The following is a 13,381-nucleotide window of genomic DNA, read 5'->3' on the forward strand; positions in this document are numbered from 1 at the left end:
TCTGCTAAAAGTTGGATTTGTTATTAAACTTGATATTGAGAGGAGTAGCTATTCTGAATGTAGTTACTCCTTTTTTCTTATTAAATAGTTTGTTAGGTCGAGCCCCACGAAAATATGATTTGATCAGTGTAAGCCATTTTGCATTGTATCTAGCTTAAACGTTAGGTCATTAATATGTTCTATTAGATTTCTTATGAATAATTTTTTTGTGAAAAATCAATAAAAAAGTAAAATTGTGTGATGGAGTTAATGTTAAATTTTGTTTATTATCTGTATGTTTTATGTGTGAATAAAAGATCACTTTAAAATCTAATAAAGAAATTATAGATGTAACTAGAAACTTTAATGAAGAGGGAAATGATGAAAAAGGCTTTATTGACACTATTGTGTTTGGGCGTTGTTCAAATGAGTAATGCTGAAATCATTAAAGTGAATGGGGAAGGGGTTGCACCTGTTATTAAAAAAGATTTAAACAGTACACGAAATCAAGCATTTAATAATGCAAAAAAAGATGCTGTGATTACTCTGATTAAACGTATTAATGGCCCTCAAGCCATGAACGAAGCGAATCAATATTTAGATGATATTGTAAAACAAATCGATAGCAGCTACGTGTTAAACCGAGGCAGCAATACCAATAGTAACAATGAGCTAGTTACCCAAGTTAGTCTAGAAATGGATGATCAAGAATTTCGTTCAATTCTCAATGATTTAGGGCTGGCGAAGAAAAGTAGCCGAACGAGTCCAATTATGATTGTAATGGATGAATATTTTGGGGTACCAAAAGATAACTCAAAACCTGTTAAAGAGTTCACATCATATTTTTCTGATCGTAGTTATAGCTATGATGAAGATGCGAGTTACAAAGCTAGCGAAAGTGCCAAAGCCAGTGCTTCAGATTCTTATTCTTCAAAAGGACGTTCAGCTGCTGCATCTGGTTATGCTTATGATAATTACTATGGGGCGGGTGTTGGTGTTTCCGCTCGTTCAGCAAGCCATAATAATTCAGGTAAATCAGCTTCTTCAAGTAGCTACAACGCTAGTGAATCAGCTAAATACAGTCAATCCGAACGACAAAATGATATCCAAAGCTTTGTGAAATATGTGGAATATCAGACTCCAAGTACTAAAGCTGAGCGTGATAATCAAACCTTAAATTCAATTGCGAGTTCTGCTTCACGTTATGATTTGCGGTTGCTCGATTCTGACCGTTTTAGAAGTCAGTATTTGAATGGTCGGAGTATGTCGATTCAGCAACTGATGAGTGATACAGAGCTGAATAAACTCGTAATCGCTGCACGAAAAGAAAAAGCCGATTGGTTTATGGCGGGTAGCTCTTATATTTATGATCGTGGTCGTTCGAGTGCTACTGGGCAATTTGTCTGTGATGGTGCCGTTAGTTTCAAAATTTATTCAGTCGATGATTCAACTTTGATGGGTGGTGAAACCCGTACAGAATCTTCGACAGGTGCGACTACAGATTCTTGTCGTACGAATGTTGCTAAGAAACTTGGCGAATTGGCCGTTAGCCAAGTAGGGCCACAGATTCTGGGTTATGCAAAAAATCGCACTATGTATGGTAAAGAAATTACCATTTTTGTGAAAAGTGTTTCTGGCAATGTTTCTTCTCGTTTAGGGGATGATTTATACATTGCCTTAGATGAAATGGATGGTGCAGAAAATATCGATATTCGCACTCAGGATGGAAAATTGGTCGAAATGACCATGACTTATAAGAGTGAGAAACCTGTTAGTGCAGAATTGGCTAAAGCACTACGTAAAGTAAATCCAACTCTATCAAGTGCTGAGCGTTTACAAGCTGGCAATACGATTACGCTTTGTATTGGTGGTACACAATGCAAATAAAGTTAAAAGCTTTATGTTTAGCTATGCCGATGCTTGTTTCGGCATGGGCAAACGCGAATATTCAAATCTACCCATCGAAAGGAATTTTTGGGCTAGAGCAACCTTGTCGTAATGATCCTAGCAAATACGAAGCGAATGGGTCTTCAATTGTATGTGACTTCAGTCAAGCGATTGACAATGAAAGCATTCGTAAACAAGTTGAGCAACTTTTTGTACAAAGTTTAAAGCAAGGTTTTAATGAGCAGATAGTCGATACTATTTCACAAAAAACGAAAAACCGCACTTATATTGCATCACTAGAAGTTTTACGCGCAAGTGAATACATTGTGAAAAAGGATTCGACCGCCGAGATTTTTCTTCCAGTGACCTTAAGTCTCAAACTCACCAATGTGTTATCTGGAGAGGTTATATATAGTGACAGTAAGACCTTGTCACAACCTATTCAGGTACTTGCTACAGAGATTGATTCCAGCGTAACCAAAACAGCAATTAAGCAGAAATTTCAAAGTACTTTGTTGATGCTAACGCAACAAGTGACTCAAGAATTAAAATCAAAACTTAAAGTTTCTGAAACAGAAACTCAAGTGATTGATCAGTGGAAATCTTATCTGGTTTTAGATAAAGGCTTTAAGCAAGGGATTGCTGCACAAGATGAGCTCAGTTCAGCAGATGGTGATTTGATTCGTGTAGTGCATGCAGACAGTGATTATGCTGTGGCTGTACCAGTGTTGATGCAGAGCAGTAGTAAGCACTTTAGTAAAGTTTCAAACAATACACGACAGGCTATGAATAAGCCCAAAGCTTTGGTGGTCGATGTGCTGACTTATCAAGGCGAATCGAAAGATTTAATCGAACAAATTTTTTCTGATGCAGTGGGTGAGCAAGCCTCATTTACTTTAACACCAGTCAATCGGCGTTATAGTGCGATGGCACAAAGTATTAGCGAGCAAACTGGATTAGCGCAAAGTGAAGACATTAACCAACGTGAATTACCTGAATTTTTCATTCGAATAAATGTCATCCCTGTAATTGCTTATCAGCAACAAATTGGAAAAATAACTCAGCAACAGGTTTTTCATAGTGAAGTCTTTGCTGAAATGATTGATCGTTCTGGCCGGGTAATTTACTCCGCGCATGCGACCGATGATATCAAAGATGTGATTTCAGATGGAATGGGATTTTCTCTCGAGGCTCGTAAAGAAGTTGTATTGAAAAATGCACTTTTGAAATTAGGCCAACAATTTCAAAAAGGGATTCAATTTACTCGTTCTGATTTAAAAGTCTCTGGTTCAAGTGGTCAGAACATCGTTATTGATGATGCTGGAGAGCGCTTAAGTACAGGAATGAAAGTCCATGTTTATCATTCAGATAAAGCAGCAGGGCGTAATATTTTAATTCCTACATGGGAAGCGACTGTTTTAGAGCGCCAAGGCACGAAAGTTAATGCGCAATTAGATTTTCCAGTGAACAGCATTGATCGTTTACCTGTGCGTTCAGGGGACAGCGTTTTGCTTGATAGCTCTGCCCCAGTGGGAGATTCAAAACAATCTCGTGTCTTATGTTTAGGACTGCATACTGAGCAAGTTGGTGAAATTCCATTTTATGGTTTTGGTCCATTGATTTATCACGCTTTTACCAGTCAATCAAAACGACCATTCTATGCGACAGGTTCAGGCTTTAAAGGACAGACTTTATTAAAAGACTCAGTGATTGCGATGACTGAAAATGCAGGGTTTAAAAAAGATATGAAAGTTAACTTTCATATTCCAACAGATGAATGTTTACAGCCAGTGCTTAAGCTTGAAGTGAAACAAGACAGTATTCGATGTAATGCAGACAAAAGTAATTGTGATGCCACATTAGTTATGGCTAGTGGGGCGCGCAGATTTAACCAAAAGGCTGAAAAAATAGGGGCTTATGGTTTGCAACAAGAAATTGGATTGAAGGGTATTGATTATCAGCATCGTCATGAAATGTATAACATTCAGATGTTTGAGGCTTTACCAAAAATTTTAAATCAAATCGTGCAAAAAGCCGATTCTTCACAATAGGGGTAACAGGGTATGAAAAAAATTGCGATTGTTTTAGCAGCAGCTGCTTCAATAAGTGCATCAGGTGTCTATGCGGGTTTTGGATCGTTGAGTAATCTTTCGTCATCATTATCTGAATCTGTAACTGGCGTATCTTCTTCAAATATGGACCTCAATGGTTTTTTCACGCAGGCTAAAGCAACAAATGCAATGTTTATTCAGAGTCGTACGGCTTTAGCTTCATTGCTTGCAAGTAAGCAGGATTCAGATGAATTAAAAGCAAAACAGAAAAGCTTGAAAACGACCTCTGACTTGAAAGAAAAAGAAGCAATTCAAAAACAGATTGTTGCATTATCAGACAGTGTTTTAGAAGCTTCACAAAAAGATGAGGAAGCAACTGTAGCTAAACTTTCGGCACTGAATGCTGAGCAGAAAAAACATTTATTGAATTCTGCAACTAATTTTGCCATAGCAAGCCTAACTGCTCGCGAATTAGCTGTAGGAGCTAAAAAGGTGAGCACCAGTTTAATTGCAAATCCAAGCAGCCTAACTAATACAGGAATGTCTTTAGTTGATGCTAAAGGTATGGTTGGTGATATCACAGGTATTGCTAAAAACTCAAGTATGGCTTTGGTGGAATACCCGAAACTGTTTAAAAAAGCGGGTATCGAATTTAAAGTCCCAACAAGTTCGTCAGAAAAACCAAAAACTCTTAGTGATATTTAAAAAAGATTGTTTTGGATTTAATCTTTAAATTAATTAAAGAGCCTATTGAGTAGGCTCTTTTTTATTTTTATGCCCTTGTGAGCTTTCAATTATTAAGCAACAGTTAGCCCTTGCTAAGAGGTTATTAATAAAGGTATTGAACAGTTAAACAAGCATATCCAAGTAATCAACCAGACGATTGATGATCGAATTGATCTAAATCGTAATTTATGCTACTCCGAGTAGGAAACTATAAAAAGTAAATAAAGTGCATGTAGTCCATTGATATCCTTTTATTTGTAATATAGAGCCCATCTCAATTATTTTTTATAGCTGCAAAAATAGCGGCAAATATTTTTATTAAAATTATTTATATTTTTGATATATATGAGTTTATATTTTTTTTATTTCGGCACAAATACCCTATACTAATGCTAGTTGTTTGTGGAGGTCGTTAAAGTGGATATTACCCCTATAGCACGTGTGTACTCACCTGAGCTTGAAGAGAAATTATTAGAAATAGCTCGTTTAGATGCGCAGTTGGATGCTACTGTGCCTGTCACTATTCGTGAGTCGGTAGAAGGCTTACTTCGAGTAGTGAACTCATATTACAGTAATAAAATCGAAGGTAACCCGACTAAGCCAAGTGAATTGATTGCATTGGTAGATGATTCAATCGAACATAAATCGAAAGGGCTTTTGGAAATTAAGCGCCATATTGAAGTTCAAGTAAAACTTAATTTTGAGAATAATCCTCGTGAGGATGTTGCGAAGCAAGATTTTATAAAAGCAATTCATAAAGCTTTCTATGCTGAATGTACACCTGATGAGCTTTTAGTTTCATCCAGCGATAACGCTAAGTTTTATGAAATTGAGCCAGGCGAATATAGGGCTACGGATGTTGTTGTAGGACAGCACAGACCCCCAAAACCAGATTTAGTGCCTGCCTACATGAGTTGGTTTGCGAGTGCTTATAAAATTGAATATTTGCATGGCTTAAGTAAGTACTACGCTATGGCCGCATCGCATCATCGCCTTGCTTGGATTCATCCATTTTTAGATGGGAATGGACGAGTAACCCGTTTATTTACTGATTGCTTTATGCGAGCCATTGGTTTGAAAAGTTATGGATTATGGTCAATGTCTCGGGGTTTTGCTCGTTCGAGTGAGCAGTACTATCGTTACCTATCGATTGCTGATAGACCACGACAAGGTGGAGAAGATGGTCGTGGAATCCTATCTGATGCGGGTTTAGTAAGTTTTACTGAATATTTTGTGGATGTCGCAATTGATCAAATGACTTACTTCACCAGTCTTTTAGAGCCTTATAAGCTGGAAGAAAGAATCAATGTTTATTTCCAATTGCGCTTTAATGGTGGTTTGTTTGACAGTAAAGGCAAGCCATTAAAAAAACTACCATTAGAAGCGAAAGATATTTATAAAACGCTTTTATACAATGGCCCACATACGCGTAAAGAGTTACAAGATAAGTTGCAAGTGAGTGAACGGAAACTAAGGGATATCATCACTGAAATGGCGAAAGATCACCTGATCTTTGCTCCACCTAAACGACCTTTACAAGTTCGCTTATCACCACATGCTGTTGAGGTTTTATTTCCTTATTTATTTCAATAGCTCTAAAGGGCATAATGAATAAACGATCAATAACGTCAGCACGACATGTACTGACGTTATTTTTTTTATCTCTAGAAAATCTATGCTTTTTTCAGGCACAATCAAACTAATTTAAAAATGCTATAGCTTTCACGCTTTGGAAATTGCTGGTATGTCAAATAATAACTTTTCTCAAGTTGCAGCCTTCATTTGGTCGGTTGCAGATTTACTTCGGGGCGACTTTAAACAATCGCAATATGGACGTGTCATTTTACCGTTCACTTTGTTGCGTCGCCTAGAGTGTGTCCTTGCGGAAAGTAAAGCAGCTGTTGTGGCAGAGCATGAAAGAATTCAGCTGTTGAACCTGCCTGAAGAAGCACAAGAAAAGTTCTTATTACGTGTCACCAATGAATTGGCATTCTTTAATACATCGCCTATGGATTTAGGCAAGATGGGTCAAACCGATATTAAAGCCAATTTAAAAACTTATGTGCAAAGTTTTTCTAAAGATGCACGTGAGATTTTTGAGCATTTTAAATTCGATGAATTTGTCGGTTTACTCGATGATGCCAACTTACTCTATAAAGTCGTAAAGATGTTCGCCACGACTGATCTCAGTCCTGAAGCCGTTTCTAACCATGAAATGGGTTTAGTGTTTGAAGAGTTGATCCGTCGTTTTGCCGAAGGTTCGAACGAAACCGCAGGGGAGCACTTTACCCCGCGTGACATTGTGCGCTTAACCACCTCTCTCGTATTTATGGAGGATGATGAAGCCTTAAGTAAAGAAGGCATCATTCGTACCATATACGATCCAACGGCGGGGACGGGCGGCTTTTTATCCTCAGGGATGGAATATGTATTAGAACTCAACCCGAATGCGGTGATGCGTGCTTTTGGTCAGGAGCTAAATCCTGAGTCTTATGCTATCTGTAAAGCAGACATGCTGATTAAAGGTCAGGATGTCAGCCGAATCAAACTCGGCAATACTTTATCTAATGACCAACTCTCACACGACAAATTTGACTACATGCTGTCCAATCCACCTTTTGGTGTGGACTGGAAAAAGATTGAACAAGATATTAAAGATGAACATCAGGTCAAAGGCTTTGAAGGCCGTTTTGGTGCAGGCTTGCCACGTGTATCGGATGGTTCCTTACTATTCCTGATGCACCTGATTAGCAAAATGCGTAATCGTGATCAAGCCAATGATCAAGGTAGTCGTATCGGGATTATCCTGAACGGTTCGCCCCTCTTTACCGGTAGTGCCGGCAGCGGTGAAAGTGAAATCCGCCGTTATATTCTAGAAGCTGATTTGCTTGAAGCGATTATCGCTTTACCAAATGACATGTTCTATAACACTGGTATTGCCACCTATATCTGGGTACTCAGTAACAAGAAAGATGCCGAGCGTAAAGGAAAAGTACAGCTGATTGATGGCAGTCATCTATACAGCAAGATGCGTAAGTCTCTCGGCTCTAAACGTAATGAGATGAGCGAAGACGATATCAAGACCATTATCCGCAGCTTTGGTGACTTTGAAGTGATGGACGCACGCACACTGGATAAACCAGCAGAAGTTAAGTCTAATCGTGGTCGCCAGTCTGCTAATCCTAAAAGTGAGTCTGCCAAAACCTTTGCCAGTAAAATTTTTAACAGCTATGAATTCGGTTATCGCCGCGTGACCATTGAACGTCCATTGCGTTTATCGGCACAGATTACCGATGAGGCGATTGCTTCTTTACGTTTTGCACCGAAGCCATTTAATGCGGTAATGCAAAGCATTTATGCGCAGTTTGGTAAGACATGGACAGATGCACCTACAGACCAAAGCTATGGCAATTTATCCGAGGTTGCGCTTGAAGTACGTGCCTTGATTAAAGCTGAATATCCCGAGCTGAAAGAAAAAGACATTAAAGATGTACTGGATAGCAAAATCTGGCTATTGCAGAAAGAACTGATGCACAAGGCTCAAGCCTTACAAGACTACATTGGCATAGCGCAATCTGATGACTTTAATCGTTTTGATGAAACCTTAAAGCAAGCCTTTAAAGCGATTGATATTAAGCTCGGCTTAAAACTAGACAATAAAGAGAAAAAACAATTCCTTGATGCGATTACGTGGAAAAACCCTGAAGCGGAACCCGTGATTGGTAAAGTGGTAAAAGGTGCTGAAAACCCGCTTTATGGTCAGTTTAGCTATAAAGGTAAAGTGGTTGAGTTTGTACAGGATGGTGATTTGCGTGATGCAGAAAATATTGCGCTTAATCCAAACGTAGATACCACCGATTTAATCGAGTCTTACTTTAAACGCGAAGTTCAGCCGCATGTGCCGGACGCGTGGATGAATGCAGATAAGCGTGATGATAAAGATGGCGAGATTGGTATTGTGGGTTATGAGATTCCGTTTAACCGTCATTTTTATGTGTATGAACCGCCACGTGACCTGGCCGAGATTGATGCGGATCTAGATGCGGTCAGCCGTGAAATTATGGCACTTTTGCAAGAGGTGCATTCTTAATGGCGAAGTACCAGAAATATGCTGAATATAAAAATTCAGGTGTTGATTGGTTAGGTAACATCCCTAGCCATTGGGAGATTGTTCCTGTTGGTAGATTATTTATACGACTTAAAAGAACAGGGTTTCCTGATCAGGAGCTTTTATCTGTTTATAGAGACTACGGTGTAATTCCAAAATCAAGCCGTGATGATAATAACAATAAGCCTTCGGATGATTTAGGTCAGTATCAATTAGTTAATCCAAATGACTTGGTAATGAATAAGATGAAAGCATGGCAAGGCTCAATTGCTATATCTGAATATGAAGGTATCGTTAGTCCAGCTTATTTTGTTTATCAGCCATTAAGAAGCCTATTCAAGAGGGCTCTTCCGAAGTATGTGCATTATTTATTGAGAAATCCTCGTTATATCGCACAGTATTTAAGACAATCAAAAGGGATTCGTGTAAATCAATGGGATTTAGATCCAGAGGAGTTTCAACGTATCGAATTGGTATTACCTCCTAAGTCTGAGCAAAATCAAATTTTTAAATTTCTCGACTATGAAACCGCAAAAATTGACAGCTTAATTGTCAAACAAGAAAAGCTGATTGAACTGCTTAAAGAAAAACGTCAAGCGGTGATTAGCCATGCCGTAACCAAAGGTTTAAATCCTGATGTGGCAATGAAAGATTCAGGTGTGGAATGGTTAGGGGAAGTGCCGGAGCATTGGGACACAACCAAAATTAAATATGTTGCGGAACTAACACCGAAGAAAAGTGAAGTATCAAGCAATGATAATCGACTGTGTACTTTCGTCCCAATGGAGAAATTAAAACTAGGTAGTCTAATTAAGGATGAAGAAAAACCTATTTCTGAAGTTATTGGCGGATATACATATTTCAAAAATGGTGATTTACTTTTAGCTAAGGTAACACCATGTTTTGAGAACAAAAATATGGTCGTTGCAAGTGATTTAAAGAATGGAATTGGTTTTGGTTCTTCTGAAATTTATGTGTTGAGAACGAATCATAAGGTTAATACTCAATTCTTATACTATCGTTTGCAAGAAGACCAATTTATGGAATTGGGAACAGGTGCAATGACAGGAGCAGGCGGACTAAAACGAGTACCATCAGAATTTTTGAATAATTTTGAATTTGCTTTACCGCCTTTGTCAGAACAGATAGCTATCACAAAATACTTAAATCAATACTTGATAAAAAATGAATACTTGATGAATAAGGCGCAATCAGCAATTCAACTCATGCAAGAACGCCGAACCGCCTTAATCTCAGCAGCCGTGACTGGCAAAATCGACGTAAGAAATTGGCAAAATCCCAAGAATAACAATGAGGCTAAAACGGAGTTGAGCGCATGAGTTTAGATGCTACTCGGGAAAATATCTTCCAAAACGACATGATTCAGCACATGCAAGCCAACGGTTGGGTATTGGGTACAGCCAAACACTACGACCGTGAAAATGCATTGTATAGCGCAGACGTTCTAAACTTTGTACAAACGACGCAGCCTGAAGAATGGAAAAAGTTTTGCCAGAACTATCCTGTCGACTCAGAACAAAAATTTATTGATGCTTTGGTGGCGCAACTAAAAAAAGCCGACATCAATGCCACCGATCAAGCTTCACGTAGTTACGGCACCCTGGGCGTGTTACGTCATGGGCTAAAAATCCGTAATGCTCGTTTTAAACTCTGCCAGTTTAAACCTGAGCATCATCTCAATGCCGAGACCTTGGCACGTTACAAACAGAACATTTGCCGTGTGGTGCCTGAGTTGGTGTATAGCCCATATGCCACAAAAGCAGAATTAGAAAGTACCGGTGTGCAAGCCAAAAAATGGCGCATTGATCTGGTCCTGTTTATTAATGGTTTACCTGTTTCTACATTGGAGCTTAAATCTGAATTTAAGCAAACTGTGCAAAACGCCATTACCCAATATAAAAAAACGCGCTTGCCGAAAGACCCTGATACCAACAAGCCTGAACCCTTACTGACCTTTAAACGTGGGGCACTGGTACATTTTGCCGTAAGTCAGTATGAAGTCTATATGACCACACACTTGGCAGGAGATAGCACCTTTTTCTTGCCCTTTAACAAAGGTACGCATGACGGTGGTGCAGGCAATGATGTGCCTGAAGACCAGAGCCGCTATGCCACCGATTATTTGTGGAATGAAGTTTTAACGCCTGACAATTTGCTGAATATTCTAGGACGTTTTGTTCATTTGAATATTGAAGACAAAGAAGATGCTGAAGGGCGTAAATACAAAAAAGAAAGTCTGATCTTTCCACGTTACCATCAGTGGAATGTGGTGACCAAACTGGTTCAAGATGCCAAAGAGAATGGCACAGGGCATAAATACCTGATCCAGCACAGCGCCGGTTCAGGTAAATCTAATTCGATTGCATGGACAGCACATCAGCTTTCCACTTTGTACGATGAACATGGCAATAAACAGTTTGATTCTGTGATTGTGGTGACAGATCGCACCATTTTGGATGCGCAGCTACAAGATACGATTTATCAGTTTGAACATGCCGATGGCGTGGTCGGACGCATTAATAATAAAGAAGGTGATGGCTCCAAGTCGGAGAAACTGGCAATGTCACTGGAAAAATCTCAACCGATTATTATTGTCACCATTCAGACGTTCCCCTTTGTACTCAAAGCCATTGAAAATAGCACCGCATTAAAAGAAAGACGTTACGCAGTCATTGCCGACGAAGCACATTCATCACAAAGCGGTTCAACGGCGCGACAACTCAAAGAAGTCTTGATGACGGACAGCAGTGATGAAGATGTCATGCTGTCTTCAGAAGATATTTTAGATGCAACTTTGGCAGCGCGTCGTGCCAATCCAAACGTCAGTTATTACGCCTTTACCGCAACACCTAAAGCCAAAACCCTAGAATTGTTTGGACGTTGCCCAAATCCTTTATTGCCACCGTCAGTAGAGAATAAACCTGAAGCCTATCATATCTATTCCATGCGCCAAGCGATTGAAGAAGGCTTTATTTTAGATGTCCTGAAGAACTACACCAACTATAAAGTGGTGTATAAACTGACGCAAAAGCTGGCAAGCAAAGACCATGAGGTGGATGCTAAAAAAGCCAAGGTGAAGGTCAATCAATGGGTACGTTTGCATGACCACAATATTTCACAAAAAGTAAAAGTGATCATTGAACATTTTAAAAAGAATGTGATGGGCCTATTGGGCGGTCAAGCCAAAGCTATGGTGGTAACCAGCTCACGTAAAGAAGCCGTGCGCTATAAACTGGCCTTTGATAAATATGTCACCGAACAAGGTTATCAGTCGATTCAAGCGATGGTGGCATTCTCGGGTGAGGTTGAGTTTAATGATTTAGATCCCAACAGCAGTGCCTTGGTCGGGCAGAAATTTACTGAACACAACATGAACCCGAATTTAAAAGGGCGTGAAATGCGTAAGGCATTTGACAGTGATGACTATCAGGTGATGTTAGTCGCCAACAAGTTCCAGACTGGCTTTGATCAACCGAAACTGTGTGCCATGTACGTGGATAAAAAACTTGGCGGGGTAGAGTGCGTACAAACCTTGTCGCGTTTAAACCGGACCTATCCGGGTAAAGCCGAGTCAGGCACTTTTGTGCTGGATTTCTTTAATGAACCGGATGAAATTTTAGAATCCTTCCAGCCCTATTATCAAACCGCTGAACTGGCAGATGTGACCGATCCCGATAAAGTCTTTGAGCTATTTAACAAACTCAAAAGCAATGGCATCTTTTTGTGGTCGGAAGTTGAGCAATTTGCCACGGCATTCTTTAGTCGTAATAAATCCAATGCAGTACTGGCCAATATCTGCAAGCCTGCGATTGAACGTTGGCAACAGCGTTATAACACGGCGATTGCTGCATATAGTAAAACCAAAGACATGCTGGAACGCTGTAAACAAACGGGTGATGCTGTCTTGATTGGTAATGCAGAAAGGGATTTTGCTGAAGCCAAAAAAGCCAAAGATGAACTGGAAATCTTTAAAAAGGATTTAGGCACTTTCACTCGCTTTTATGAGTTCATGTCACAAATCGTGGATTATGATGATAAGGAGCTGGAGAAGCTAAGTCTGTTTGCGCGTAACCTGAGACCGATGCTACGTGAAAATATCATCTTAGATGATGAAATTGATTTAAGTAATATCGAGATGAGTCACTATCGGTTGTCTAAACTGCGTCAGATTGATATTGAGTTACAAGCCAATAGCACTGAACATCAGTTAGAGCCAAGTAATGATGTGGGGAGTGCGACCGCAAAAGACAAAAAGGAAGATTTTTTATCAAGCATTATTCATCGTTTAAATGAAGTCTTTGTGACAGATAAGCTAACCGATCAAGACATGATCAATTATGCCAATACTATTGCAGACAAGGTATATGAAAATAATGGGGTGATGTCACAGATTGCCAATAATACACGTGAGCAAGCGATGCTAGGTGATTTCCCTCGTGCTATTGATGATGCCATTCTAGGCAGTCATGAAGCGCATAGAGAGCAAATGATGCAATTGCTTTCAGATCCATCTAAGGCACATATTTTTGGTCATTTGATTTTTGATATGTTGGCGAATCGTGAGCAGATGCCACTACGTTAGGTAATTAGAGAATGCGGTACTTAAAAA

Annotated in this window: 7 protein-coding genes; all 7 read left to right on the plus strand. The window is 39.4% G+C overall.

The features are described from left to right. Positions 1 to 357 precede the first annotated feature (357 nt). The 7 genes from AC4CUZ_RS04725 to AC4CUZ_RS04755 all read left to right on the plus strand — a co-directional run bounded on the left by AC4CUZ_RS04725 (position 358) and on the right by AC4CUZ_RS04755 (position 13,354). Positions 358 to 1,866 carry a hypothetical protein gene (locus tag AC4CUZ_RS04725; RefSeq protein WP_227556774.1) on the plus strand — a complete coding sequence of 503 codons (1,509 nt, stop codon included), beginning with the start codon at positions 358 to 360 and terminating at the stop codon, positions 1,864 to 1,866. After that, positions 1,857 to 3,917, plus strand: a complete 2,061-nt coding sequence (locus AC4CUZ_RS04730) for a hypothetical protein (RefSeq protein ID WP_428870617.1) — start codon at positions 1,857 to 1,859, stop codon at positions 3,915 to 3,917. The genes AC4CUZ_RS04725 and AC4CUZ_RS04730 overlap by 10 nt, the downstream gene beginning before the upstream one ends. A gap of 12 nt (positions 3,918 to 3,929) precedes the next feature. Continuing rightward, positions 3,930 to 4,622, plus strand: coding sequence for a hypothetical protein (locus tag AC4CUZ_RS04735; protein WP_490747331.1), 693 nt, complete (start codon positions 3,930 to 3,932; stop codon positions 4,620 to 4,622). A gap of 438 nt (positions 4,623 to 5,060) precedes the next feature. Then, the gene (locus AC4CUZ_RS04740; RefSeq protein ID WP_490747332.1) at positions 5,061 to 6,236 is read left to right on the plus strand and encodes a Fic family protein; all 1,176 of its coding nucleotides are present in this window, start codon (positions 5,061 to 5,063) and stop codon (positions 6,234 to 6,236) included. A gap of 151 nt (positions 6,237 to 6,387) precedes the next feature. Then, positions 6,388 to 8,733 carry a type I restriction-modification system subunit M gene (locus tag AC4CUZ_RS04745; RefSeq protein WP_490747333.1) on the plus strand — a complete coding sequence of 782 codons (2,346 nt, stop codon included), beginning with the start codon at positions 6,388 to 6,390 and terminating at the stop codon, positions 8,731 to 8,733. Next, on the plus strand, positions 8,733 to 10,091 hold the full coding sequence (locus tag AC4CUZ_RS04750) for a restriction endonuclease subunit S (RefSeq protein ID WP_490747334.1): 1,359 nt from the start codon (positions 8,733 to 8,735) through the stop codon (positions 10,089 to 10,091). Before AC4CUZ_RS04745 ends, AC4CUZ_RS04750 begins: the two co-directional genes overlap by 1 nt. Then, a complete protein-coding gene (locus tag AC4CUZ_RS04755) occupies positions 10,088 to 13,354 on the plus strand; it encodes a type I restriction endonuclease subunit R (protein WP_490747335.1) in 3,267 nt (1,088 codons plus the stop codon). Before AC4CUZ_RS04750 ends, AC4CUZ_RS04755 begins: the two co-directional genes overlap by 4 nt. Positions 13,355 to 13,381 lie beyond the last annotated feature (27 nt).

Source organism: Acinetobacter sp. 789_lipA, assembly GCF_058242845.1.